This is a genomic window from Thauera aminoaromatica (assembly GCF_000021765.1).
GTDB classification, from domain to species: domain Bacteria; phylum Pseudomonadota; class Gammaproteobacteria; order Burkholderiales; family Rhodocyclaceae; genus Thauera; species Thauera aminoaromatica.
Genome location: NC_011662.2, coordinates 2,746,811 through 2,772,241 on the forward strand (window position 1 = coordinate 2,746,811; position 25,431 = coordinate 2,772,241).

Annotated in this window: 24 protein-coding genes; 6 read left to right on the forward strand and 18 right to left on the reverse strand. The window is 66.5% G+C overall.

Annotated elements, in window-relative coordinates:
- Positions 1 to 114: 114 nt before the first annotated feature.
- From gltA to TMZ1T_RS12155, 7 genes are all read right to left on the reverse strand, one after another.
- Positions 115 to 1,410, reverse strand: a complete 1,296-nt coding sequence (gene gltA / locus TMZ1T_RS12125) for a citrate synthase (RefSeq protein ID WP_004303363.1) — start codon at positions 1,408 to 1,410, stop codon at positions 115 to 117.
- A 64-nt stretch (positions 1,411 to 1,474) separates the two neighbouring features.
- Complete coding sequence (locus tag TMZ1T_RS12130) at positions 1,475 to 1,711, reverse strand: FAD assembly factor SdhE (protein WP_004303361.1); 237 nt, start codon at positions 1,709 to 1,711, stop codon at positions 1,475 to 1,477.
- Between the two features lie 15 nt (positions 1,712 to 1,726).
- Positions 1,727 to 2,437, reverse strand: a complete 711-nt coding sequence (locus tag TMZ1T_RS12135; protein ID WP_012585556.1) for a succinate dehydrogenase iron-sulfur subunit — start codon at positions 2,435 to 2,437, stop codon at positions 1,727 to 1,729.
- Positions 2,438 to 2,457: 20 nt separating this feature from the next.
- On the reverse strand, positions 2,458 to 4,251 hold the full coding sequence (sdhA, locus tag TMZ1T_RS12140) for a succinate dehydrogenase flavoprotein subunit (protein WP_012585557.1): 1,794 nt from the start codon (positions 4,249 to 4,251) through the stop codon (positions 2,458 to 2,460).
- 2 nt (positions 4,252 to 4,253) lie between these two features.
- The gene (gene sdhD, locus TMZ1T_RS12145; RefSeq protein ID WP_012585558.1) at positions 4,254 to 4,604 is read right to left on the reverse strand and encodes a succinate dehydrogenase, hydrophobic membrane anchor protein; all 351 of its coding nucleotides are present in this window, start codon (positions 4,602 to 4,604) and stop codon (positions 4,254 to 4,256) included.
- Positions 4,598 to 4,987, reverse strand: coding sequence for a succinate dehydrogenase, cytochrome b556 subunit (gene sdhC, locus TMZ1T_RS12150; RefSeq protein WP_012585559.1), 390 nt, complete (start codon positions 4,985 to 4,987; stop codon positions 4,598 to 4,600). Before sdhC ends, sdhD begins: the two co-directional genes overlap by 7 nt.
- A gap of 99 nt (positions 4,988 to 5,086) precedes the next feature.
- Complete coding sequence (locus tag TMZ1T_RS12155) at positions 5,087 to 5,815, reverse strand: GntR family transcriptional regulator (RefSeq protein ID WP_004303350.1); 729 nt, start codon at positions 5,813 to 5,815, stop codon at positions 5,087 to 5,089.
- Positions 5,816 to 6,058: 243 nt separating this feature from the next.
- On the opposite strand from TMZ1T_RS12155, the gene TMZ1T_RS12160 reads away from it, so the two are divergent.
- Both TMZ1T_RS12160 and TMZ1T_RS12165 read left to right on the forward strand, forming a co-directional pair.
- Entirely contained in the window at positions 6,059 to 7,048 is a 990-nt protein-coding gene (locus tag TMZ1T_RS12160) for a malate dehydrogenase (protein WP_004303349.1), read from the forward strand.
- Between the two features lie 146 nt (positions 7,049 to 7,194).
- On the forward strand, positions 7,195 to 8,193 hold the full coding sequence (locus tag TMZ1T_RS12165; protein ID WP_004303348.1) for an HpcH/HpaI aldolase/citrate lyase family protein: 999 nt from the start codon (positions 7,195 to 7,197) through the stop codon (positions 8,191 to 8,193).
- Here TMZ1T_RS12165 and TMZ1T_RS12170 read toward each other — a convergent pair.
- The gene (locus tag TMZ1T_RS12170) at positions 8,174 to 9,100 is read right to left on the reverse strand and encodes a LysR substrate-binding domain-containing protein (RefSeq protein ID WP_004303346.1); all 927 of its coding nucleotides are present in this window, start codon (positions 9,098 to 9,100) and stop codon (positions 8,174 to 8,176) included. The two genes, TMZ1T_RS12165 and TMZ1T_RS12170, sit on opposite strands and share 20 nt — an antisense overlap.
- A gap of 194 nt (positions 9,101 to 9,294) precedes the next feature.
- Between TMZ1T_RS12170 and TMZ1T_RS12175 the strand changes: the two genes are divergently transcribed.
- On the forward strand, positions 9,295 to 10,443 hold the full coding sequence (locus TMZ1T_RS12175; protein WP_040828685.1) for an MFS transporter: 1,149 nt from the start codon (positions 9,295 to 9,297) through the stop codon (positions 10,441 to 10,443).
- A gap of 17 nt (positions 10,444 to 10,460) precedes the next feature.
- Here TMZ1T_RS12175 and TMZ1T_RS12180 read toward each other — a convergent pair whose 3' ends face one another.
- Entirely contained in the window at positions 10,461 to 11,369 is a 909-nt protein-coding gene (locus TMZ1T_RS12180; protein ID WP_004303342.1) for a DMT family transporter, read from the reverse strand.
- Positions 11,370 to 11,601: 232 nt separating this feature from the next.
- On the opposite strand from TMZ1T_RS12180, the gene rocF reads away from it, so the two are divergent.
- Positions 11,602 to 12,534, forward strand: coding sequence for an arginase (rocF, locus tag TMZ1T_RS12185; RefSeq protein ID WP_004303339.1), 933 nt, complete (start codon positions 11,602 to 11,604; stop codon positions 12,532 to 12,534).
- Between the two features lie 117 nt (positions 12,535 to 12,651).
- Here rocF and TMZ1T_RS12190 read toward each other — a convergent pair whose 3' ends face one another.
- From TMZ1T_RS12190 to TMZ1T_RS12205, 4 genes are all read right to left on the reverse strand, one after another.
- Positions 12,652 to 13,434, reverse strand: a complete 783-nt coding sequence (locus TMZ1T_RS12190) for an ABC transporter ATP-binding protein (protein ID WP_012585561.1) — start codon at positions 13,432 to 13,434, stop codon at positions 12,652 to 12,654.
- 112 nt (positions 13,435 to 13,546) lie between these two features.
- Positions 13,547 to 14,281 carry an ABC transporter permease gene (locus tag TMZ1T_RS12195; protein ID WP_004303336.1) on the reverse strand — a complete coding sequence of 245 codons (735 nt, stop codon included), beginning with the start codon at positions 14,279 to 14,281 and terminating at the stop codon, positions 13,547 to 13,549.
- An 8-nt stretch (positions 14,282 to 14,289) separates the two neighbouring features.
- Entirely contained in the window at positions 14,290 to 14,982 is a 693-nt protein-coding gene (locus tag TMZ1T_RS12200) for an ABC transporter permease (protein WP_004303334.1), read from the reverse strand.
- Positions 14,983 to 15,088: 106 nt separating this feature from the next.
- A complete protein-coding gene (locus TMZ1T_RS12205; protein ID WP_012585562.1) occupies positions 15,089 to 15,880 on the reverse strand; it encodes an ABC transporter substrate-binding protein in 792 nt (263 codons plus the stop codon).
- Between the two features lie 303 nt (positions 15,881 to 16,183).
- On the opposite strand from TMZ1T_RS12205, the gene TMZ1T_RS12210 reads away from it, so the two are divergent.
- Positions 16,184 to 17,200 carry an LLM class flavin-dependent oxidoreductase gene (locus tag TMZ1T_RS12210; protein WP_231570756.1) on the forward strand — a complete coding sequence of 339 codons (1,017 nt, stop codon included), beginning with the start codon at positions 16,184 to 16,186 and terminating at the stop codon, positions 17,198 to 17,200.
- Positions 17,201 to 17,336: 136 nt separating this feature from the next.
- Here the strand turns inward: TMZ1T_RS12210 and lon are convergent, their stop codons facing one another.
- The 5 genes from lon to TMZ1T_RS21585 form a co-directional block, all read right to left on the reverse strand.
- On the reverse strand, positions 17,337 to 19,760 hold the full coding sequence (lon, locus tag TMZ1T_RS12215) for an endopeptidase La (protein WP_004303330.1): 2,424 nt from the start codon (positions 19,758 to 19,760) through the stop codon (positions 17,337 to 17,339).
- Between the two features lie 107 nt (positions 19,761 to 19,867).
- Positions 19,868 to 21,136, reverse strand: a complete 1,269-nt coding sequence (gene clpX, locus TMZ1T_RS12220; protein WP_004303328.1) for an ATP-dependent Clp protease ATP-binding subunit ClpX — start codon at positions 21,134 to 21,136, stop codon at positions 19,868 to 19,870.
- Between the two features lie 18 nt (positions 21,137 to 21,154).
- Positions 21,155 to 21,793, reverse strand: a complete 639-nt coding sequence (clpP, locus tag TMZ1T_RS12225) for an ATP-dependent Clp endopeptidase proteolytic subunit ClpP (protein ID WP_004303326.1) — start codon at positions 21,791 to 21,793, stop codon at positions 21,155 to 21,157.
- 20 nt (positions 21,794 to 21,813) lie between these two features.
- On the reverse strand, positions 21,814 to 23,121 hold the full coding sequence (tig, locus tag TMZ1T_RS12230; RefSeq protein ID WP_012585563.1) for a trigger factor: 1,308 nt from the start codon (positions 23,119 to 23,121) through the stop codon (positions 21,814 to 21,816).
- Positions 23,122 to 23,356: 235 nt separating this feature from the next.
- Positions 23,357 to 23,488 (reverse strand): hypothetical protein, encoded by a 132-nt coding sequence (locus TMZ1T_RS21585; RefSeq protein ID WP_261788916.1) that lies wholly within the window; start codon positions 23,486 to 23,488, stop codon positions 23,357 to 23,359.
- Here TMZ1T_RS21585 and TMZ1T_RS12235 point away from each other — a divergent pair.
- Positions 23,481 to 25,403 (forward strand): PrkA family serine protein kinase, encoded by a 1,923-nt coding sequence (locus tag TMZ1T_RS12235; RefSeq protein WP_004303323.1) that lies wholly within the window; start codon positions 23,481 to 23,483, stop codon positions 25,401 to 25,403. The two genes, TMZ1T_RS21585 and TMZ1T_RS12235, sit on opposite strands and share 8 nt — an antisense overlap.
- The last annotated feature ends 28 nt before the right edge of the window (positions 25,404 to 25,431 follow it).

Consider the following 25,431-nt stretch of genomic DNA (forward strand, 5'->3'; position numbering starts at 1 on the left):
TGCGGGAGTGCAGCCGACGCGTCGATGCCGATGGAAAAACGGGATGGCCGCGCACGCGCAACCACCCCGTCACCGTCAGTCGCGGCGGATCCTGCAACCCCTCTTCATCGTCTCTTACGGACGCTGCGCGAGCGCCGGCACGTCACGACGCGCGGTGCCGACGTAGAGCTGGCGCGGACGGCCGATCTTGTACTCCGGATCGGTGATCATCTCTTCCCACTGCGTGATCCAGCCCACGGTGCGGGCGAGCGCGAAGATGCAGGTAAACATCGAGGTCGGGATGCCGAGCGCCTTCTGCACGATGCCCGAGTAGAAGTCGACGTTCGGGTAGAGCTTCTTCTCCACGAAGTACGGGTCTTCCAGCGCGATCCTCTCGAGCTCCATCGCCAGCTTGAAGAGTCGGTCGTTCTCGAGGCCGAGTTCGGTCAGCACTTCGTTGCAGACCTTCTGCATCAGCTTCGCGCGCGGGTCGAAATTCTTGTAGACACGGTGACCGAAGCCCATCAGCTTGAAGCTGTCGTTCTTGTCCTTGGCACGCGCGATGTACTCGCCCACGCGAGACACATCCCCGATCTCTTCCAGCATGTTCAGGCAGGCTTCGTTCGCGCCGCCGTGCGCCGGGCCCCACAGGCAGGCGATGCCCGCCGAGATGCAGGCGAAGGGGTTCGCACCCGAGGAGCCGGCGAGGCGGACGGTCGAGGTCGAGGCGTTCTGCTCGTGGTCCGCGTGCAGCGTGAAGATCACGTCGAGCGCACGCACCAGCACCGGGTTCGGCTCGTACTTCTCGCACGGGGTGCCGAACATCATGTGCATGAAGTTCGCGGTGTAGTCGAGGTCGTTGCGCGGGTACATGAAGGGCTCGCCCTTGTTGTACTTGTAGGCCATCGCGACGATCGTCGGCAGCTTGGCGATCAGGCGGTTGATCGACACGCTGCGGTGCTCGGCGTCGGAGAAGTCCATCGCGTCGTGGTAGAAGGCGGAAAGCGCGCCGACCACACCGACCATGACCGCCATCGGATGCGCATCGCGACGGAAGCCAGAGTAGAACTTCGTCATCTGGTCGTGCAGCATCGTGTGGTTCTTGATGGTGTTCTCGAACGTGGTCTTCTGCGAAGCGTTCGGGAGGTCACCGTTCTTCAGGAGGTAGGCGACCTCCAGGAAGTTGCACTTCTCGGCGAGTTGTTCGATCGGGTAGCCGCGGTACAGCAGCTCACCCTTGTCACCGTCGATGAAGGTGATCTTCGACTTGCAACTCGCAGTCGACAGGAAGCCGGAGTCGTAGGTGAAGAGGCCGGTCTTGCCGCCCAGGGTACGGATGTCGATGACGTCCTGGCCGTGGGTGCCGGTCATGACCGGGAATTCGACGGTCTTGCCATCGACGGTAAGGGTTGCAGTGCGTTCAGTGCTCATAGATCGTCCCTTCTACTTGCCGGTTTAACTGCCTTTGGTCTCTTGTAGGACCGATACTGCTGCGTCAGCCCTGACGCAGCAGTCCGATCATCTCCTTCCAGCGGTCGTTCTCGCATGCCTTGCTGCCATTGACCCACGCCCAGATGTCATAGTCGTCGCAGCGCAGCAGGTCGTCCAGATCCGCCAGCTGATCGTCGGTGAGACGATCGAAATGCCGCTCTAGAAAGCGCGTGAACACCAGGTCGAGCTCGAGCAGCGCCCTCCGGCACTGCCAGCGCACGCGCCCCCTGTTGATGGTCATCGACTGAGCCCGCCCTTAGATCGCACGGCGGACCATCATGTCCTTGATCTTGCCGATCGCGCGGGTCGGGTTGAGACCCTTCGGACAGACATCGACGCAGTTCATGATGGAGTGGCAGCGGAACAGGCGATACGGATCCTCGAGGTTGTCGAGGCGCGCACCGGTGTCCTGGTCGCGGGTGTCGGCGAGGAAGCGGTAGGCCGCAAGCAGGCCGGCGGGGCCGACGAACTTGTCGGGGTTCCACCAGAACGACTGGCAGGACGTGGAGCAGCATGCGCACAGGATGCACTCGTAGAGCCCGTTGAGCTCCTCGCGATCCTCCGGCGACTGCAGGCGCTCGCGCTCGGGAGGAGGATCGTTGTTCACCAGGTAGGGCTTGATCGAGTGGTACTGCTTGAAGAACTGGGTCATGTCCACGATCAGGTCGCGGATGACCGGCAGGCCAGGCAGCGGACGCAGCGTGATCGGCTGCTGCAGGCTGTCAACGTCGGTCAGGCAGGCCAGGCCGTTCTTGCCGTTGATGTTCATCGCGTCGGAACCGCACACGCCCTCGCGGCAGGAACGACGGAAGGACATCGAGTCATCCTTGGCGCGCAGGCGGACCAGCGCGTCGAGCAGCTTCTTGTCGGACGGCTCGAGCTCGACCGAGATGTCCTGCATGTAGGGCTTCTCGTCCTTGTCCGGATCGTAGCGGTAGATCTTGAAATGAACGGTACGCTTGCTCATGAATTTTTTCTCCCGGACGCTCAATAGGTACGCTTGGCGAGCGCGATCGGCTCGACGTCGTCGGACAGCGGCTTCAGGTTCACCGGCTTGTAATCGAGGCGATTGCCTTCCGAATACCAGAGGGTGTGCTTGAGCCAGTTGGCGTCGTCGCGGCCGTTGGGGTTCTCGGCGGTGTCGGGCGCGTCGTCGCGGACGTGGGCGCCACGCGACTCCTTGCGGGCCTCGGCCGAGACCATGGTGGCGCGCGCGACCTCGATCAGGTTATCGAGCTCGAGCGCTTCCATGCGGGCGACGTTCCAGACCTTTGACTTGTCCGCGATCTGGGTGCGCTTGGCACGCTCGGCGACCTCGCCGATCTTCTGCACGCCTTCCTTGAGCAGGTTGTCGAAGCGGAACACGCCGGCGTGCTTCTGCATCGTGCGACGCATCTCGAGGCCGACGTCGAACACGCTCTCGCCGTTGGTCTGGCCGTCGAGGCGGGCCAGGCGGGCGAGCGAGACGTCGGCAGCGTCGGCCGGCAGCGGCTTGAGCTTGAGCTGGCCGGACTGGAAGTCCTCGACCACGGTCTCGCCCGCCGACTTGCCGAACACCAGCAGGTCGAGCAGCGAGTTGGTGCCGAGGCGGTTGGCGCCGTGCACCGAGGCGCAGGCGCACTCGCCCGCGGCGTAGAAGCCGGCCACCGGGCTGTTCGGGTTGCCGTCCTTCGGCACCACGACCTGGCCCTTGTAGTTGGTCGGGATGCCGCCCATCTGGTAGTGGCAGGTCGGCACGACCGGGATCGGCGCCTTGATCGGGTCGACGCCGGCGAACTGGATCGCGATCTCGCGGATGCCGGGCAGGCGCTTCATGATAGTGTCGGGCGCAAGGTGCGTGATGTCGAGCAGCACGTGATCCTTGTCGGGACCGCAGCCACGACCTTCGTTGATCTCGGTGGTCATCGCGCGCGAAACCACGTCGCGCGAGGCGAGATCCTTGAGGTTGGGCGCGTAGCGCTCCATGAAGCGCTCGCCCTGGGCGTTGCGCAGGATGCCGCCCTCGCCGCGCACGCCTTCGGTGATGAGCACGCCCGCGCCGGCAACGCCGGTGGGGTGGAACTGCCAGAACTCCATGTCCTCGAGCGGGATGCCGGCACGCGCCGCCATGCCCACGCCGTCGCCGGTGTTGATGAAGGCGTTGGTCGAGGAATAGTAGATGCGGCCGGCACCGCCGGTGGCGAAGATGGTGGCCTTGGCGTGGAAGATCGAGACCTCGCCGGTCTCCATTTCCATCGCGGTGACGCCGAGCACGTCGCCATCGGCGTCGCGGATCAGGTCGAGCGCCATCCATTCGACGAAGAACTGGGTGTTGGCGCGCACGTTGCGCTGGTAGAGCGCGTGCAGCATGGCGTGGCCGGTACGGTCGGCCGCCGCGCAGGAGCGCATCACCGGCGCCTGGCCGTAGTTCATCGAGTGGCCGCCGAACGGACGCTGGTAGATCTTGCCGTTGTCGGTGCGGTCGAAGGGCATGCCGTAGTGCTCGAGCTCGATGACGACCTCGTTGGCCTTCTTGCACATGAACTCGATGGCATCCTGGTCGCCCAGCCAGTCCGACCCCTTGACGGTGTCGTACATGTGCCAGTGCCAGTTGTCCTCGGTCGAGTTGCCCAGCGAGGCGGCGACGCCGCCCTGCGCCGCCACGGTGTGCGAGCGGGTCGGGAACACCTTGGTCAGCACGGCGGTCTTGAGGCCGGCTTCGGAAAGTTGCAGGGCCGCGCGCAGGCCGGCACCGCCGGCGCCCACGATGACCGCATCAAAGGTACGCTTCGCGACGTTCACGCTTAAAGCCTCCACAGGATCTGGGCTGCCCAGCCGGCATAGCCGACGAGCACGAAAATGGTGACCAGGTGCAGCGCGAGGCGCACACCGTTCGGCTTGATGTAGTCCATCCAGAGGTCGCGGATGCCGATCCAGGCGTGATAGAAGACCGACAGGAAGAACAGGAAGCTGAGGAACTTGAACAAGCCGTGCGAGAACAGGCCGGACCATTCCTGGTAGTTGAGCTCGCGCAGGCTGAACGCACAGAGCGCGAAGATGATGGTGTAGGCCGCCATGTAGACGGCAGTGGCGCGTTGCGCGATCCAGTCCTTCAGACCGTAGTGCGCGCCGACGACGATACGCTGTTTCACCATAGGACCACCCCGATGATCAAGGTGAGCGTAAGGCTCACGATCAGAACGATTTTGGAGGACTTGCGTGCTTCCTCGAGCTCCAGACCCTTGTGCAGGTCGAGCAGCAGGAAGCGGATGCCGGCACAGAAGTGATGCAGGTAGGCCCACAGCAGACCGAACAGGACGAGCTTGATGAACCAGTTGTCGACCACCGCGGCGAAGGTCTCGAAGGTCTCCGGAGAGCCGAGGCTGCGATCGAGCAGGTACAACAGGAAAGGCAACATCAGGAAGATGCCGACGCCGCTGATGCGGTGAAGGATCGAGACGATGCCCGGCAACGGCAGCCGGATCTCGTTGAGGGCCAGGTACTTCGGCCTTGGTTTGCGCGCTGTTACTTCTGACATGAAGACTCCCCTCTGCATGTGCGACGACCCCCGTCGCGGACTCCGAAAAAAGACGGAAAATTATAGCGCCGGTCCCGGCCTGCAGCCCATGCGCGCCCCTCAATTCAGCTCATTCAGATAAAAATGTTCCGCCGTCGAATACAGCCCGCGACGCCACTCCACGGGCCGATCGCCATAGGTGTACGTGACACGCTCGACCGACAGCAGCGGCGTGCCTTCCTGGACGCCGAGCGCCTCGGCGGCGCCACGGTCGGCGGCGACCGCGCGGATGCGCTCCTGGGCGCGGATCATGCGCACGCCGAAGCGGGTCTCGAAGAGACTGTAGAGCGAACCGTTCCAGCCCTGCAGGGTCTCGGCGCTGAGTCCCTGGAACACCTCGCCGGGCAGATAGATCTCGTCGATGACGACGGGTCGGGCGGCAAACTTCAACAAGCGGCGGACGATGATGATCGGGGCGCCGGGCTCGATCGCGAGCATGCGCGAAGCCTCCTGCCCGGCCTTCGCACGCCAGCAATCCAGCGGTATGCTCTGCGGAGGCGAGAGGTCACCATCCACCGGCACGAGGCGGAGGAAACGGAAGAGCGCGCGCGGATCGTTGTGAGAGGCCACGAAGGTGCCCTTCCCCTGCTTGCGCACGAGCAGGTTGTCGGCTGCCATCTCGTCGATAGCCTTGCGCACGGTGCCCTGCGACACGTTGAAGCGCGCGGCGAGTTCCTGCTCGCTCGGAATGGCCTGGCCGGGACGCCATTCCCCAGCCTCAAGTGCCTGAAGGATCAGGGCCTTGATCTGGCGATAGAGCGGACTGAAGGTAGGCGACTCCTGCGACATGCGCGCATTGGAGCATAAATTTTCGCAAACGTCTATCTTTGGTCTTGTGTCTTATATAAGATATAAGATGGCATTTGACAGGCATTCAAGCCCGGTCTAGTATGCCGGCGCCCAGCTTGGTCCTCGCGCACGCGGGGGGGCGCCGCGCCAGCTCCCGCGACGATCCCGCCTGCGGGTGCCGCGACGGTGCCGGGCAGGTTTCCAGCACCTTAATACGACCGTCTCACTCGAGGGAGTAATCACATGAGCAAAGCCCCCATGCGCGTCGCTGTCACCGGCGCCGCCGGCCAGATCGGCTACAGCCTGCTGTTCCGCATCGCCAGCGGCGAAATGCTGGGCAAGGACCAGCCCGTCATCCTGCAGCTGCTCGACCTGCCCCAGGCCCAGAAGGCCGTCAAGGGCGTGATGATGGAGCTGGAAGACTGCGCCTTCCCGCTGCTCGCCGGCATGATCGCCACCGACGATCCCAACGTCGCATTCAAGGACGCCGACGTGTGCCTGCTGGTCGGCGCCCGTCCGCGCGGCCCCGGCATGGAGCGTGCCGACCTGCTGACCGCCAACGGCGCCATCTTCACCGTCCAGGGCAAGGCCATCGCCGAGAACGCCAAGGAAGACGTGCGTGTGCTGGTCGTGGGCAACCCCTGCAACACCAACGCCTACATTGCACGCGCCGCTGCCATCAAGGTCGGTCGCACCAACCCGAACAACTACCACGGCATGCTGCGCCTGGACCACAACCGCGCGCTGTCGCAGCTCGCCGCCAAGTCCGGCCGTGAAGTGTCCTCGCTCAAGAAGATGGTCGTGTGGGGCAACCACTCGCCGTCGATGTACGCCGACTACCGCTTCTGCGAGTCGAACGGCGACAGCGTCAAGGCGCTGATCAACGACCACGCCTGGAACAACGACGTGTTCCTGCCCACCGTCGGCAAGCGCGGCGCCGCCATCATCGAGGCCCGCGGCCTGTCGTCGGCTGCTTCGGCCGCCAACGCCGCCATCGACCACGTGCACGACTGGGTACTCGGCTCGAACGACTGGGTCACCATGGGCGTCCCGTCCGACGGCTCCTACGGCATCCCCGAGGGCGTCGTGTTCGGCTTCCCCTGCGAGTGCAAGGGCGGCCAGTTCAAGATCATCCAGGGTCTGGAGATCGACGAGTACTCCAAGGGGAAGATCGCCATCACCCTGAAGGAACTCGAGGACGAGCGCGCGGCCGTGGCCGACATGCTCAAGTAAGACGCGATTGCGGGCGGCCGCGTGCCGCCCTCGCGACAGGCCACGGGGTAGAATCCGTGGCCTTTTTCATTTCCGCGCCGCGCCGGAGCCCCGCGCACTGCCCGCCCTGCGGCCGCCGAACCGCCCCCCCAACCGAGGAGCCCGAAATGTCGCTTCACCCCGCCCAAGTCCTGTTCGCCGGCGAGAAGCCCTTCCCTGCCCTGCCCGCCGTCGACCATTACGCCGGCGCCGAGAAGCTCATGATGAAGGCGCTCAAGCTGCAGCAGGAGCTCGGCCCGGTGTTCGACCTCACCTGCGACTGCGAGGACGGCGCCCAGGCTGGCGCCGAGGCCGAGCATGCGCAGATGGTGGTCGAGGTGGTCAATGGCGCGGAGAACCACTTCGGCCGCGTGGGTGCCCGCATCCACGACGTCACCCATCCGCACTGGCAGCGTGACCTCGAGATCCTCGTCGGCGGCGCCGGCCGGAGGCTGGCCTTCGTGACGATCCCCAAGGTGCGCTCGGCCGCGGATGCCGCGGAACAGATCCGCGGGCTGCGCCGCGTCGAGGCCGCCTGCGGCCTCGAGCGCGCCCTGCCCGTACACGTGCTCATCGAGACCCACGGCGCGCTGCGCGAGGCCTGGGAGATCGCCGCGCTCGACGGCGTGGAGTCGATCGACTTCGGCCTCATGGACTTCGTCTCCGGCCACCACGGCGCCATTCCCGGCAACGCCATGAAGAGCCCCGGCCAGTTCGAGCACCCGCTGGTGGTGCGCGCCAAGGCCGACATCGCCGCCGCCGCGCTCGCCAACGGCGTGGTGCCCTCGCACAACGTCACCACCGAGTTGCAGGACGTCGCCGTGATCCGCAACGACGCCGAGCGCGCCCGGCGCGAGTTCGGCTTCCTGCGCATGTGGAGCATCCACCCCAACCAGATCCTGCCGATCATCGCGGCGATGCAGCCCGACTTCTCCGAGGTCGAGGAAGCCGCGGCGATCCTGTGCGCCGCGCAGGACAATGCCTGGGGCCCGATCCGCCACCAGGGGCGCCTGCACGACCGCGCGTCCTACCGCTACTACTGGGAGCTGCTGCAGCGCGCGCGCAACACCGGCATGGAGTTGCCCGGCGAGACCCGCCAGCGCTTCTTCACTGGCGCGGGACACTGAGCGCGAGAGGCGGCTCGCCCGCGCGCAGGCTCTCCAGCACCTCCAGGAAGCCGCCAAGCGTGGGCACCGGCTCGCCCTCCCGGATCGCCAGCGCAAGACGGAACTGCGCCTCCGGCTCGGCCAGCGCCAGGTAGCGCACGCGCGCGATCCGCACCGACTCGAGCGGCGCCGGCAACACCGCCACGCCCAGCCCGGCGGCCACCAGGCCGATCTGGGTCGTGGCCTCGCGCGCGGTCTGCACGATGCGCGGTTCGAATCCCGCCTGCCGGCACAGCGCACGCAGCACGCCGGGCAAGTCTGTGCCGACGTCGGCCGGGAAGCTGATGAAGTCCTCTCCGGCGAGTTCGGCAAGGTGCACTTGCGCAGCGCCCGCCAGCCGGTGGGCGGCATTCACGACCAGGCGCAGCGGATTGCGCGCGACCTCGCGCAGCACGATCCCCGCCGGCGGCGTCCCTGCCTGCAGGCGCACGAAGCCGACGTCAAGCTCTCCGCTTACCAGGGCCTGGAACTGCTCCGGCGTGAACATCTCCCGCAACTGCAGGCGCACCTGCGGGAAGCGCCGGCGGTAGGCGTTGAGTGCATCGGGGAGGAGGTCCGTGAAGGGCAGCGAGGAGGTGAAGCCGACGCGCAGCTCGCCCAGCTCCCCGCGCGCGGCACGGCGGGCTTCGGCCACGGCCTCTTCCACCCCGTCGAGGATGCGGCGCGCGTGCAGCAGGAAGCGCTCCCCTGCAGTGCTCAGCGCAACCCTGCGCGGGCCGCGCTCGAACAGGCGCACGCCGATCTCCTCTTCCAGGTCGCGGATCTGCATCGACAGCGGCGGCTGACCGATGTGCAGGCGTGTCGCGGCGCGGGTGAAGTTGAGTTCCTCGGCGACGGCGATGAAATAGCGCAGGTGGCGCAGCTCCATCATTCATTTCCATATATGGATCAAGTGTTCAGAATATATTGGACGATGGGTTCGGCGCCATCCTAAGATCGCTGCAGATCCGCTCGGCCTATCGCCACCGCTACGCCATGCCCGCACACTCCGCCGCTCGTCCCGGCCCCTCGCCCGACCAGCTCGAGGCCGGTACGCCCGGCTACCGCCGCGCCAACCTGGCGATGTTCGTCGGCGGCTTCGCGACCTTCGCCATGGTCTATAGCACCCAGCCCCTGCTGCCCCTGCTCGCTGCCGAATTCGGTGTGGGTGCGGCGAGTGCCAGCCTGACGGTGTCGGCCACCACTGCCGGACTCGCGCTGATGCTGATTCCGGCCAGCGTGCTCGCCGACCGCCTCGGCCGCCAGCAGGTCATGAAGGCGGCGCTTGTGATCGCCGCCCTGTTCGCGCTGGCCACCGCCTTTGCGCCCGACTACGGCTCGCTGCTGGTCTTGCGCACACTCCTCGGCGGGGTCATCGCCGGGCTCCCCGCCGCCGCCATGGCCTACATCGGCGAGGAGATCGCCCCCGGCGCGCAGGCACGCGCGATGGGGCTCTACATTGCCGGCAACGCCCTCGGCGGCATGAGCGGACGCTTCGTCGCCGCGCTGCTGACCGACTGGAGCTCCTGGCGGGTCGCGCTCGGGATGATCGGCGTGCTGGGGGCGGTCTCCGCACTGGTGTTCTGGCGCCGCCTGCCGGCCTCGCGCAACTTCCGCGCACGCGCCGCCACGCCGGCGCGGATCTTCGCGGACACTCTGGCGATCTACCGCGATCCCGGCCTGCCCGCGCTCTTCCTGGTCGCCTTCCTCGCCATGGGCGGCTTCGTCGGGCTGTACAACTTTCTCGGCTTCCGCCTGCTCGAGCCGCCCTACGGGCTGGGCCAGAGCGCGATCGGCGCGATCTTCCTGCTCTACCTGGTCGGCACCTGGGCCTCGGCGGCGAGCGGCCGCCTCGCCGAGCGCCGCGGCCGGCGCAAGGTGCTGTGGCCGATGGTCGCGGTGATGGGCGCCGGGCTCGCGCTCACCCTGGCGCGGCCGCTGTGGCTGATCATCGCCGGCGTCGGCGTGTTCACCTTCGGCTTCTTCGCGGCGCACGCCCTCGCCAGCGGCTGGGTGGGCCGGCGCGCCGGCGAACGGCGCGCACTCGCCTCGGCGCTTTATCTGTCGAGCTACTACCTCGGCGCCAGCGTGCTCGGCAGCCTTGCCGGCACGGCCTGGGCCGATTGGCGATGGGCGGGCGTGGCCGCGCTGGTGGGGCTGTGCGTGCTGTTCACCGGAGCCTGCGCGCTGTGGCTGCGGCGACTGCCGGCGCCCGCGGGCGGTACGGACTGAAGGACGCGCAGGCCGCCTCAGCCCGCCTCCACCGACACGGTCCGTCGTTCCCGCCACAAAGGCAGGATCTGCACCGCCAGCACGCAGGCGAAGATCAGCAGGCCGCCGGCCATCTGCTCGGCAGTGAGCGTCTCACCCAGCACGAAGCGGCCGGCCAGCGCGGCGAACAGGGTCTCGCAGCTCAGCACGATGGCGGCGTCGGCCGCCGGGGTGTGGCGTTGCGCCACCACCTGCAGGGTGAAGCCCACGCCCACCGACAGGATGCCGGCGTAGGCGATCGACGGCAGCGCACGCTCGAGCGCGCCTGACGAGACCTCCTCGGTGCCGAAGCCTACCGCCATGCCGAGCCCCCCGACGACGAGGAACTGCAGCATCGCCACCGTCACCGAGGCCCCCTTGCGCGCCGCCACGCGCCCCACCAGCATCACGTGGGCGGCCCAAAACAGCGCGCTCGCGATCACCCACAAGTCGCCCACCGAAAGCGCGGCCAGGCTGCCGCCGCCAAGCAGGTAGGTGCCCGCGACGCAGCCCAGGCTCGCCGGCCACACCGACCAATGCGAGCGCTCGCGCAGCAGCAGCGCGCCGGCGATCGGCACGAGGGGGACGTAGAGCGCGGTGAGGAAACCGGCATTGCTCACCGTGGTGCTCATGATGCCGATCTGCTGAAGCGCCGCGCCGAGGAACAGCACCGCGCCGAGCAGCGCGCAAGCAAGCAGGTCGCGCGCGTCGAGGAAGGTGCCACGACGACCGAGGCGTCGCAGTTCGAGGACGGCGAGCGGCGCCACCATCACCGCACCGAAGAGGAAGCGCGCGCCGGTGAACGTGAACGGCCCGACGTCGCGCATGCCGGTCTGTTGCGCGACGAAGGCGGTGCCCCAGATGAGCGCCGCGACGAGCAGCAAACCGTTGGCCTGCGCGCGCTTCATCTCGTCGCCTCGACGGCGGGCCGGGTGAAAACACGGGAAAGACGAATTGAAACAGTCGACACGGATACTCCCAAGGGCACGGGCGCCATCGATCGAGAGCCGGGGCACCGTCGCGCGCGCGGCAGATCACCCGGCCCGGCAAAAAAGGCGCAAGTGTTACACGCTCGGGGGCGCCCCCGTCAATCCCGACCGCAGCTGCCATCGCGGCAACACCTGAGGTAATCTCGCGGCCATGGAAAATCTCAAAGTCAGTCTGATCGGGGTGCCCACCGACGTCGGCGCAGGCGTGCGCGGCGCGAGCATGGGACCGGAGGCCTTGCGCGTAGCCGGCCTGGGGCGGGCCATCGCCGCCTTCGGCGCCGAGGTGCGCGACTGCGGCAACCTCGCCGGCCCGTCCAACCCGGAGCTGCCGGCGGTAAACGGCTTCCGCCACCTTGCCGAAGTGGCGCAGTGGAACCTCGCGGTCCATCAGGCCGTTTACGCGGAACTGTCCGAAGGTCGCGTACCGATCATGCTCGGCGGCGATCATTGCCTCGCGATCGGCTCGATCAGCGCGGTGGCCCGCCACTGCCGCGAGACCGGCCGCAAGCTGCGCGTGCTGTGGTTCGACGCCCACGCCGACCTCAACACCGCCACCATGACGCCGTCGGGCAACATCCATGGCATGCCGGTCGCCTGCCTGTGCGGCCATGGCCCCGAGATGCTGACCGGCATTGGCGGCGAGATGCCGGCGATCCGGCCCGAGCAGATCCGCCAGATCGGCATCCGCAGCGTGGACGAGGGCGAGAAGCGCTTTCTGCACGATCTCTGCGTCGAAGTCTTCGACATGCGCTACATCGATGAGATCGGCATGCGCGCGACCATGGAGCAGGCGCTCGCCGGCGTGGACCAAGACACGCACCTGCATGTGAGCCTGGACGTGGACTTCCTCGACCCGACGATCGCCCCGGGCGTCGGCACCACGGTGCGCGGCGGACCGACCTACCGCGAGGCCGAGCTGTGCATGGAGATGATCGCCGACACCGGCCAGCTCGCCTCGCTCGACATCGTGGAGCTCAACCCGGCGCTCGACCACTGCAACATGACCGCCGAGCTGGCGGTCGATCTGGTCGAGAGCCTGTTCGGCAAGAGCACGCTGATGCGCATGCACCGCAACTACCGCTGAACGCAGCGGGACACCCGCCGACTCGGCTTGTCACGGTGCTTGTGCGCGACGGCCTTCAAGGCGTCGGCCGGAGAGCGTGGGCCGCCGTGCCGTAACACGATCGGCGCACCGGTCAGATCACTTCAGATTGCCCGAGAGGAACTGCTGCAGGCGTTCGCTGCGCGGACGCACCAGCACCTCCTTGGGGTCGCCCTCCTCCTCGACGCGCCCCTGGTGCACGAAGATCACGTGGTTGGACACCTCGCGCGCGAAGCCCATCTCGTGCGTCACCACCATCATCGTGCGGCCTTCCTCGGCGAGCGAGCGCATCACCTTGAGCACCTCGCCGACGAGTTCGGGGTCGAGCGCCGAGGTCGGCTCGTCGAACAGCAGCACCGCAGGCTCCATCGCCAGCGCGCGCGCGATCGCCACGCGCTGCTGCTGGCCGCCCGACATGTGCGCAGGATAGGCATCGCGGAACTTCCACACCCCCACCCGCTCCAGGTAGCGCTCGGCGCGCTCGCGGGCCGCGGCCTTCGACAGTCCGAGCACATGCACCGGCGCCTCGACGACGTTCTCGAGCACCGTCATGTGGCTCCACAGATTGAAGTGCTGGAACACCATCGACAAGCGCGTGCGGATCTGCTGCAACTGGTGCGCGTCCTTGACCACCAGCTCGCCCTTGCGGTCACGCACCAGCTCGACCTCCTTGCCGCCCACCAGGATGCGCCCGGCGGTCGGGCACTCGAGGAAGTTGATGCAGCGCAGCCACGTGCTCTTGCCGGAGCCGGAGGACCCGATGATGCTGATCACGTCGCCCGAGTTCGCGGTCAGCGAGACGCCCTTGAGCACCTCATGGTCGCCGTAGGATTTGTGCAAGTCTTCGACGCGGACCTGTTCGACGCTGGCCTTGTGGTTCATGTTGTTCTCTTGCATCGGGGCTTGCGCGGCACCCGGCATGTCGCCACGAGCCGCGGCGAACCGCCGCCAGGAATCGGCAGCGTTCGCCGCTTCGGGCTCGCGGCAGGGTTGATCAGGACTGCCTGCCCGCCTCCGCCTTGCGCGGAGCCAGGTGGGCGAGCCAGCGGTGCTCGGCGAGCTTGAACAGCCCCACCAGGGCGAAGGTGAGCGCGAGGTAGATCAGGCCGACGAAGACGAAGGACTCGAAGGGTGCGAAGTGGCGCGAATACACGTTGCGCGCCGCACCGGTGAGGTCCACCAGGGTTACCGCGCTGGCGATCGCCGACCCCTGCAGCATCAGGATCACCTCGTTGCTGTAGCTCGGGATCATGCGCCGTAGCGCCGACGGGATCACGATGCGCTGCAGGGCCTTCAAGCGCGTCATGCCCATCGCCTTGGCGGCCTCGAGCTCCCCGTGCGGCGTGTTGCGCATGCTGCCGGCGAGGATCTCGACGGTGTAGGCACAGGTGTTGAGGCCGAAGGCGAACAGCGCGCAGAAGTAGGGTTCGCGGAACAGCGACCACAGCGGATGCCCGGCCTCCCACGCCGCGCGCATCCATTCCCACTGCGAGGCGCCGTAGTACACCAGCAGCAGCTGCACGAGCATCGGCGTGCCGCGGAAGAAGTAGGTGTAGGCCGCGACCGGGGCCGACACCAGACGGTTGGGCGACAGCCGCATGACCGCGAGCGGGATCGCCACGAAGAAGCCGAACAGCAACGCCAAGCCGGTGAGCTGGACGGTCATCCACAGCCCGCGCCAGAACTCGGGCAAGCTGCCGGTGATGACCTTGAAGTCGAAGAATTCCATGTCCGCCCTCAGACCCGGGTCTCGCGCACGCCGGCACTGTAGCGCCGCGTGAGCACGCCGAGGCCGTAGCTCGACAGCGCGGTCATCGCCAGGTAGAGGACGCAGACCGCAAGATAGAAGGTGAATGGCTGGTGCGTCGAGCGCCCGGCCTGGTCGGCGATCCGCGTCATGTCGGAGAGGCCGATCATGGACACGATCGCCGTGCTCTTGAGCAGCACCAGCCAGTTGTTGCCGATGCCCGGCAGCGCGAAGCGCAGCATCTGCGGGAACAGGATGCGGCGGAACACCTGCAAGGCGCTCATGCCGTAGGCGCGCCCGGCTTCGAGTTGGCCCGCCGAGACGGCCAGGAAGGCGCCACGGAAGGTCTCGGTGAAATAGGCGCCGAAGATCAGTCCGATCGTCAGCACGCCGGCAACGAAGGGATCGATCTCGATGAAGTCCCAGCCGAAGTAGTCGATCACCGCATTGAGCAGCAACTGCCCGCCGTAGAACACGAGGAGCATCATCACCAGATCGGGCACGCCGCGCATCACCGTCGTGTACAGCATCGTCCACAGCCGCAGCGGCAGGAAACCCGACAGTTTGCAGGCAGCCCCGATCAGGCCGGTCGCCAGCGCGAGCAGCACCGACATCAAGGCCACCTTCAGGGTGACCCAGGCGCCGGCGAGCAGGCTGGGGGAGTATTCGATCAGGGCATCCATGGCGCACCGATTCGCAAAGGTAAACGCGCACGCTCCCGGTCCAGGGAGCGTGCGCGCGGCAGGGTAACCGCAGGGGCCGCGCTGGCTTGACCGCAGCCCGGCATGGTCAGTTGCCGTAGATGTCCATCGGGAAGTACTTCTTCTGGATCGCATCGTACTTGCCGTTGGCGCGGATCGCGCCGAGTGCCTGGTTCAGCTTCTCGGTGAGCTCCTTGTCGCGCTTGCGCACCGCGATGCCGATGCCCTCGCCGATCACCGCCTTCTCGTCGGCGTCCTTGCCGAAGAGGCGTTCGCCGGCGACGTCGTAGCCCGCGCCCTCGGGTTTGGTCAGGAAACCGCCGTAGGCCTCGAGGTAATCGGAGAAGGCCGCATCGAGACGTCCGGCGCGCAGGTCGAGGTAGGCCTCGTCCTGCTTGGCGTAACGGATGATCTGCATGCCTTTGCCGTCCCAATACTTGGTGGCGAAGTTGTCCGATACCGTGCCGCGCTGCACGCCGACCTTCTTCCCGGCCAGGGAGGGGAGATCGGGCCGCAGGGTCGAGCCCTTCTTCGCGATCAGGGCCAGCGGCGACGCATAGTACTTCTCGGTGAAATCCACCTTGGCCTTGCGCTCGTCGGTGATCGACATCGAGGCAATGATCGCATCGAACTTGCGCGAGACCAGCGCCGGGATCATGCCGTCCCACTCCTGCTTCACCCAGGTGCACTTGGCCTTCATCTCCTCGCACAAGGCATTGCCGATGTCGATATCGAAACCTTGCAGGCTTCCGTCGGCGGCGATGAGGTTGAAGGGAGGGTAGGCGCCCTCGGACGCCAGGCGGATCTCGTTCCAGTCCTTGGCAAAACCGGCGCCGGCGTGAAGGGCGAGCACCGCGCACAGAAGGGCGTATTTTTTCATCCAGAACTCCTCGATTGTCTTGTTGTAGGTTCTTCCGCGCCGCTGCGGCGGAGCCTCACGCACAGCGACAGATCGACCGGCAGTGCAGAGGGGGCGAATGGTGTCAAAAAACGCCCTCCACCTCAATTGCCGTATTCCACGATCTGTGCCCGTTCCGGGGTCCTCGGGGCGCCACGATCGACACCGCGAGCAAGTTTCCGGCAAGCGTATCACGCCACGCAATCCGACTGGCGCTCGCCCCCGGGCTGGCACCGGCGGCGGCTCTATGGCGTAATGGCGGACCTCGTTCCAACCGACTTTTCCATGCCCTCCTCCGCCCCACTCTCGGTGCTCGACCTCGCACCGGTCGCCGCCGGCAGCACGCCGGCCGATGCGCTGCGCAACACGCGCGAACTCGCCCAGCTCGCCGACCGCTGCGGCTACACCCGCTACTGGCTGGCGGAACACCACAACATGACCGGTATCGCCAGCGCCGCCACCGCGGTGGTGATCGGCCACATCGCCGGCGCCACCCGGCGCATCCGCGTCGGTGCCGGCGGCATCATGCTGCCCAACCACGCACCGCTGGTTATCGCCGAACAGTTCGGCACCCTGGAGTCGCTCTTTCCGGGCCGCATCGACCTCGGTCTCGGGCGTGCGCCGGGCACCGACCAGACCACGGCGCGCGCGCTGCGCCGCAATCTCGCCGGCAGCGACGACCAGTTCCCGCACGACGTGCTCGAGCTGCAGTCGTACTTCCAGCCCGCCAGCCCCGGACAGGCCGTGCGCGCGGTGCCCGGCGAAGGGCTGCAGGTGCCGATCTGGCTGCTCGGCTCCAGCCTCTACGGTGCCGAGCTCGCCGCCCACCTCGGCCTGCCTTTCGCCTTCGCCTCGCACTTCGCACCGCGCTTCCTGTTCCAGGCGGTCGAGATCTATCGGAGCAATTTCCGTCCGTCCGCCCAGCTCGACAAGCCTTGGTTCGCAGTCGCCGCCAACGCGATCGCCGCCGACACCGACGCCGATGCGGAGCGCCTCTTGCGCTCGCTACGGCTGCGCTTCGCGGCGATGGCGCGCGGCGTGCGCGGGCAGTTGCAGGCGCCGGAAGCCTTCATCGAGGCGGACTGGTCACCGGCCGAGCTCGCCTTCGCCGAGCAGTCGCTCGCGTGCTCGGCGGTGGGTGCGCCCGACACGGTTCGCCAGCAGCTCGAGACGCTGATCGAGCGTACCGGCGCGAACGAACTCATCCTCACCGCACAGATCTTCGATCATGGCGCGAGGCTGCGCTCTATGGAACTCGTGGCACAGGCCTGGGGCTTGGCGGTGGAGGAGGCCGCGGCCTGAGCGCACACCTGCTGGGCGGCCACCGACGGAGGTCGAAGGCCGTGCAGGTGCGACGCAAAGCAATAAAGCCGCGGGCCCTTGCGGGGCGCCACGGCTTATTGGATCCGGCACCGGCCCGAGGGCCGGGACGGCAGGTTTAGTGCGGACGCAGGTTGGCCTGGTCGCCTTCGACACCTTCGGCCGCCGGCGTGGCGGGCGCCGCCGGGGCCGGCTCCTCGGGCAGCGGCTCGGGCTTGCGCTCGAGGGCGAGTTCGAGCACGCGGTCGATCCACTTCACCGGCACGATCTCGATCGCGTTCTTGATGTTGTCGGGGATCTCGGCGAGATCCTTGACGTTCTCCTCCGGAATCAGCGCGGTGCGGATGCCACCACGGACGGCGGCGAGCAGCTTCTCCTTGAGGCCGCCGATTGCCAGCACCTCGCCGCGCAGCGTGATCTCGCCGGTCATCGCCACGTCGCAACGCACCGGGATGCCGGTGAGCACCGACACCAGCGCGGTCGAAATCGCGATACCCGCCGACGGACCGTCCTTGGGGATCGCGCCCTCCGGCAGGTGGATGTGCAGATCGCTCTTCTGGTAGAAGTCCGGGTCGATACCGAGCGAACGCGCACGCCGGCGCACCACCGACAGCGCGGCCTGGATGGACTCCTGCATCACCTCGCCGAGCTTGCCGGTGGTCACGACCTTGCCCTTGCCGGGGAGCTGCACTGCCTCGATGGTCAGCAGTTCGCCACCCACCTCGGTCCATGCGAGACCGGTGACCTGGCCGATCTGGTTCTCCTTCTCCGCCATGCCGAAGCTGTACTTGCGCACGCCGAGGAACTTGTCGAGGTTACGGGCGTTGACCACCACCTTGCTCGTGCGGCTCTTGAGCACCAGCTGCTTGACCACCTTGCGGCAGACCTTGGAGATCTCGCGCTCCAGGCTGCGCACGCCGGCCTCGCGGGTGTAGTAACGCACGATGTCGCGCACCGCCTCCTCGGTGACCGAGAGCTCCTCGCGCTTGAGCCCGTTGTTCTTCATCTGCTTGGGCAGAAGGTAACGCTGGGCGATGTTGATCTTCTCGTCCTCGGTGTAACCCGACAGACGGATCACCTCCATGCGGTCGAGCAGCGCAGCCGGGATGTTGAGGGTGTTGGCGGTGGCCACGAACATCACGTCCGACAGGTCGAAATCGACCTCGACGTAGTGGTCCTGGAAGGTGTGGTTCTGCTCCGGGTCGAGCACCTCGAGCAGCGCGGACGACGGATCGCCACGGAAATCCATGCCGAGCTTGTCGACCTCGTCGAGCAGGAACAGCGGGTTCTTGACCCCGACCTTGCTCATGTTCTGCAGGATCTTGCCCGGCATCGAGCCGATATAGGTGCGGCGGTGGCCGCGGATCTCGGCCTCGTCGCGCACGCCACCCAGTGCCATGCGGATGAACTTCCGATTGGTGGCCTTGGCGATCGACTGGCCGAGCGAGGTCTTGCCCACGCCGGGGGGGCCGACCAGGCACAGGATCGGCGCCTTGACCTTGTCCACACGCTGTTGCACGGCAAGGTACTCGAGGATGCGTTCCTTGACGCGCTCGAGGCCGTAGTGGTCCTTGTCGAGCACCTTCTCGGCCTCGCCGAGGTCCTTGCTGACGCGCGACTTCTTCTTCCACGGCAGGCTGATCAGGGTGTCGATGTAGTTGCGCACCACGGTGGCCTCGGCCGACATCGGCGACATCAGGCGCAGCTTCTTGAACTCGGCCTCGGCCTTGGCGAGCGCCTCCTTGGGCATGCCGGCGGCCTTGATCTTCTTGTCCATCTCCTCGAGATCGGCACCCTCCTCGCCCTCCCCGAGCTCCTTCTGGATGGCCTTGACTTGCTCGTTGAGGTAGTACTCGCGCTGGCTCTTCTCCATCTGGCGCTTGACGCGGCCGCGGATGCGCTTTTCGACCTGCAGGATGTCGAGCTCGCCCTCGAGCTGGCCGAGCAGCTTCTCGAGGCGTGCGCCGGTGTCGAACATCTCGAGGACTTCCTGCTTCTGCTCGAGCTTGAGCGGCAGGTGGGCGGCGATGGTGTCGGCGAGGCGCCCGGCCTCCTCGATGCCCGCGAGCGAGCCGAGGATCTCGGGCGGGATCTTCTTGTTGAGCTTAACGTACTGGTCGAACTGGGCGATGATCGCGCGCCGCATGGCCTCCAGTTCGTGGCTCGGCGCCTCGGCGACCGGCACCGGGCGCACGCTGGCGACGAACAGGCTGCGGATGTCCTCGACACGCTCGATGCGCGCGCGCTGCACGCCCTCGACCAGCACCTTGATCGTACCGTCGGGCAGCTTGAGCATCTGCAGGATGTTCGCGATGCAGCCGATATCGTAGAGATCCTCGACCGCGGGCTCGTCCTTGGCGGCGGACTTCTGCGCCACCAGCAGGATGCTCTTGCCGTCTTCCATGGCGCTCTCGAGCGCCTTGATGCTCTTCGGGCGGCCGACGAAGAGCGGGATCACCATGTGCGGGAAGACCACCACGTCGCGCAGGGGCAACAGCGGCAGTTCCATCGCTTCGTTGGGGAGGGCAGCGGGACCCGACATTTTCTAGGTTTCCTCAAGCAAAAGGTCACACCCATATGAGGGCGTGACCCGGAAATTCAAGCGGCCGGCCGGAGCCGGCCTCGCCGGATCAGGCGACGGTAGCGCGCTCAGTTGGCGCCCGACACCTTCTGCTGCTCGGCGTAGATCAGCAAGGGCTTGCCGCCGTCTTCGATGGTCGATTCGTCCACCACCACCTTGGCCACGTTGTCGAGCGTCGGCAGGTCGTACATGATGTCCAGCAGCGCCACCTCGAGGATGGAGCGCAGGCCGCGCGCCCCGGTCTTGCGCTTGATCGCCTTGCGCGCCACGGCATGCAGCGCGTTGGGACGGATCTCGAGCTCGACCCCCTCCATGGAGAACAGCTTCTGGTATTGCTTGACCAGCGCGTTCTTGGGCTCGATGAGGATCTGGATCAGCGCCGCCTCGTCGAGTTCCTGCAGCGTGGCGACCACCGGAAGGCGGCCGATCAGCTCGGGGATGAGGCCGAACTTGATCAGGTCCTCCGGCTCCACCTGGCGGAAGGTGTCGGTGAGGTTCTTGCCTTCCTTGCTCTTGACCTCGGCGCCGAAGCCGATGCCGACCTTCTCGGTGCGGTTGCGGATCACCTTTTCCAGGCCGTCGAAGGCGCCACCGCAGATGAACAGCACGTTGGTGGTGTCGACCTGGATGAAGTCCTGGTTCGGATGCTTGCGCCCGCCCTGCGGCGGAATCGACGCAACCGTGCCTTCGACCAGCTTGAGCAGCGCCTGCTGCACGCCCTCGCCCGACACGTCGCGGGTGATCGACGGGTTGTCGGCCTTGCGCGAGATCTTGTCGATCTCGTCGATGTAGATGATGCCCTGCTGCGCCTTGTCGACGTCGTAGTCGCACTTCTGCAGCAGCTTCTGGACGATGTTCTCGACGTCCTCGCCGACGTAGCCGGCCTCGGTCAGCGTGGTGGCGTCGGCCATCACGAAAGGCACGTCGAGCAGGCGCGCGAGCGTCTGCGCGAGCAGGGTCTTGCCCGAGCCGGTGGGGCCGATCAGCAGGATGTTGCTCTTGGCGAGCTCGACATCGTCCTGGCGCGCATCGAGGTGGCGCAGGCGCTTGTAGTGGTTATACACCGCGACGGCGAGACTGCGCTTGGCCAGCGACTGCCCGATCACGTACTGGTCGAGGATGGAGCAGATCTCGTGCGGGGTGGGCAGTGTGCCCTTGATCCCCTCGCCATCCTCCGCGCCGACGACCTCGTCGCGAATGATGTCGTTGCAGAGCTCGATGCACTCGTCGCAGATGAAGACCGAAGGGCCGGCGATCAGCTTGCGCACCTCGTGCTGGCTCTTGCCGCAGAAGGAGCAGTACAGCAGCTTGTCGCCGCCAGCCTTCTTGTCCGTCATGTGGGGGTTCTCCAGAAATCAGGTGTCGTCGCGGCTGGTGAGCACCTTGTCGACCAGGCCGTACTCGACGGCAGCCGTCGCCGACATGAAGTTGTCGCGATCGGTGTCCTTCTCGATGCGCTCGAGCGCCTGTCCGGTGTGCTTGGACAGCATGTCGTTGAGGCGCGAGCGCAGGTAGAGGATCTCGCGGGCGTGGATCTCGATGTCCGAGGCCTGGCCCTGGAAGCCGCCGAGCGGCTGATGGATCATCACGCGCGAGTTCGGCAGGATGAAGCGCTTGCCCTTCTCGCCCGCCGCCAGCAGGAAGGCGCCCATGCTCGCCGCCTGGCCGATGCACAGCGTGCTGACGTTCGGCTTGATGAACTGCATGGTGTCGTAGATCGCCATGCCGGCGGTCACCGACCCGCCGGGCGAGTTGATGTAGAAGTAGATGTCCTTGTCCGGGTTCTCGGACTCGAGGAACAGCAACTGGGCGACGATCAGGTTGGCGGTGACGTCGTTGACCGGGCCGACGAGGAACACCACCCGCTCCTTCAGTAGGCGCGAATAGATGTCGTAGGCGCGTTCGCCGCGACCACTCTGTTCGACCACCATCGGAACCAGGCCGAGACCGACCGGGTTCCAGTCGCTGCTGTGCTGGGGTGTTCCTTGCATCATTCGTCAGACCCTCTGCGACCTCAGGCCGCGTTGTTGCCCATCAGTTCGTCGAACGCCACGTCCTTGTCGGAAGTGTCGGCCTTCGCGCACACCCACTCGACGACGTTGTCTTCGATGACCACCGCCTCGGCCTGCGCCAGACGTTCCGGTTGAGCGTAATACCAGCGCACGAGTTCCGAGGGATCCTCGTAACTTTGCGCCATTTCCTCGACCAGGGCGCGGATCTGCTCGGGCTTGGCGTGCAGCTCGCTGGTCTTGACCAGCTCGGCCATGATCAGGCCCAGCTTGACGCGGCGCTCGGCCTGGTCCTTGAACCACGACGGATCGACCGGGATGTCCTTGGTCTTGAGGCCGCGCATCTCGAGGTCGCGACGGGCGTTGTCGGCGAGCTGGTTCGACTCGGCCTGCACCAGCGCCTTGGGCACCTCGATCGGGGCGACCTCGATCAGCGCGTCCATCACCTGCTCCTTGAGGCGGGACTGGATGCGGCGCTTGACCTCGCGCTCGAGGTTGCCCTTGACCTCCTCGCGCAGCTTGGCGACGTCGCCGTCGGCCACGCCCAGCGACTTGGCGAAGTCGGTGTCCACCTCGGGCAGCACCGGCTCCTCGACGGCCTTGACGGTGATCTCGAACTGAACCTGCTTGCCTGCCAGATTGGCGGCGTGATAGTCCTCGGGGAAGGTCATGTCGAAGGTCTTGCCCTCGCCGGCCGCGAGGCCGACGACGGCATCCTCGAAGTCCTTGAGCATGGAGCCGGCGCCGACCACGAAGGGGAAGTCCTGCGCCTGGCCGCCATCGAACACCTCGCCACCCATGCGGCCGGTGAAGTCGATCACCACGCGGTCGCCCTGCGCGGCGGCGCGCTCGACCGCCTTGAAGCTGGTGCGCTGCTTGCGCAGGACCTCGATGGTCTTGTCGACCTCGGCGTCACCCACCTCGAGCACCGGGCGCTCGATCTTGCGTCCGGCGAACTCGCCCAGGACCACGTCGGGGTACACCTCGAACACGGCGGTGAATTCCAGCGTACCCTCGGCGGCGCCGTCCTTCGGCTCGATGCTCGGATAGCCGGCGACGCGCAGGTTGTCGGCACGCACCTTCTCCCCGAAAGCCTTCTCGACCGCCGCACCGACGGCTTCGCCGCGGGCCTGGCCGCCGTGGGTCTGGGCGACGATCTTCATCGGCACCTTGCCCGGGCGGAACCCCGGCATCTTCACCGTGCGCGCCATGCGCTTGAGGCGGGCGTCCACCTCTTTCTCGATGTCCGCGAGCGAAACGGAGATGTCGATACGGCGCTCGAGCGCGCTCGGGGTTACCTGGTTCTGCTCCATTGAGTCGATCCTGAGAAGTCTGAAAAACGCTCCCGCCGGGCGCTTGCGGCACACTCGCGGGGACCGGAGGCGCACTTTGCCAGCGTGAGCACATTGAACTGAGTCGGGCATTCTAGCACAGGCGTCGCGCTTGTCCCGTGCCCGGGAAAGGCCCTGTAGCGGGTCGTGACACAGTCCACGCCCGCTCACGAAAAAAGCGCCGCAAGGGGTGGAACTCCCACCCATCATGGGGTTCTCATGTACAGACCCGGTACCCCGTCACGGCGAGCCGGGCACCGCCGAGCAGGCGGATGACGCGATCCTGCTTCACCTTGCGGCAGCCCCTTTCGCGCCGCATTGCGCCCGACGAGGAGACGACCATGTCCATCTTCAACGCCTACCAGGCACGCTTCGAAGCGGCCCGCGAGGAAGAGATGTCCCTGCAGGACTATCTCGAACTCTGCCGCACCGACCGCATGGCCTACGCCACCGCCGCCGAGCGCATGCTCGCGGCCATCGGCGAACCGGAACTGGTCGACACCCGGCTCGATCCTCGCCTGTCGCGGATCTTCTCCAACAAGATCCTCAAGCTCTATCCGGCCTTCCGCGACTTCTACGGCATGGAAGAGGTCATCGAGAACATCGTGTCCTACTTCCGCCACGCCGCCCAGGGCCTGGAAGAGAAGAAGCAGATCCTCTACCTGCTCGGGCCGGTGGGCGGGGGCAAGTCCTCGCTCGCCGAAAAGCTCAAGAGCCTGATCGAGCGCATCCCCTTCTACGCGATCAAGGGCTCGCCGGTGAACGAATCCCCGCTCGGCCTCTTCAACGCCGCCGAGGATGCGCACATCCTCGAGGACGACTTCGGCATCCCGCGCCGCTACCTCGGCGGCATCATGAGCCCGTGGGCGGTCAAGCGCCTGCACGAGTACGGCGGCGACATCACGCGCTTCCGCGTGGTCAAGCTCGGTCCATCGGTGCTGCGCCAGATCGCGGTCGCCAAGACCGAGCCGGGCGACGAGAACAACCAGGACATCTCCTCCCTGGTCGGCAAGATCGACATCCGCAAGCTCGAGCAGTACTCGCAGGACGACCCCGACGCCTACAGCTACTCCGGCGGCCTGTGCCTGGCCAACCGCGGCCTGCTCGAGTTCGTCGAGATGTTCAAGGCGCCGATCAAGGTGCTGCACCCGCTGCTGACCGCAACCCAGGAGGGCAACTACAAGGGCACCGAGGGCTTCGGCGCGATCCCCTTCGACGGCATCGTGATGGCACACTCCAACGAGTCCGAGTGGGTCGCGTTCAAGAACAACCGCAACAACGAGGCCTTCCTCGACCGCATCTACACCGTCAAGGTGCCCTACTGCCTGCGCGTCTCCGACGAAGTGAGGATCTACGAGAAGCTGCTCGTCCACAGCTCGCTCGCCGAGGCGCCGTGCGCACCCGACACGCTCAAGATGATGGCGCAGTTCGCGGTGCTGTCGCGCCTCAAGGAGCCGGAGAACTCGAGCATCTTCTCCAAGATGCGGGTGTACGACGGCGAGAACCTCAAGGACACCGACCCCAAGGCCAAGAGCTACCAGGAGTACCGCGACTACGCCGGGGTGGACGAAGGCATGACCGGGCTGTCGACCCGCTTCGCCTTCAAGGCCTTGTCGAAGATCTTCAACTTCGACCATCGCGAAGTCGCCGCCAACCCGGTGCACCTGATGTACGTGCTCGAGCAGCAGATCGAGGCCGAGCAGTTCCCGCCCGAGACCGAGGCGCGCTATCTCGGCTACATCAAGGAATACCTCGCCCCGCGCTACGCCGAGTTCATCGGCAAGGAGATCCAGACCGCCTATCTCGAGAGCTACTCCGAGTACGGGCAGAACATCTTCGACCGCTACGTGATCTACGCCGACTTCTGGATCCAGGACCAGGAGTTCCGCGACCCGAACACCGGCGAGATCCTCGACCGCGCAGCGCTCAACGAGGAACTGGAGAAGATCGAGAAGCCTGCCGGAATCAGCAACCCGAAGGACTTCCGCAACGAGGTGGTCAACTTCGTGTTGCGCGCGCGCGCAAAGCACGAAGGCCGCAACCCGAGCTGGACCTCGTACGAGAAGCTGCGCGCGGTGATCGAGAAGAAGATGTTCTCCAACACCGAGGATCTGCTGCCGGTGATCAGCTTCAACGCCAAGGCCAGCGCCGACGAGCTGAAGAAGCACCAGGACTTCGTCGACCGCATGATCGACAAGGGCTACACCGAGAAGCAGGTGCGCCTGCTCTGCGAGTGGTACCTGCGCGTGCGCAAGGCGTCCTGATTCGCGAGCCACGGTCCGGCCCGGCCCG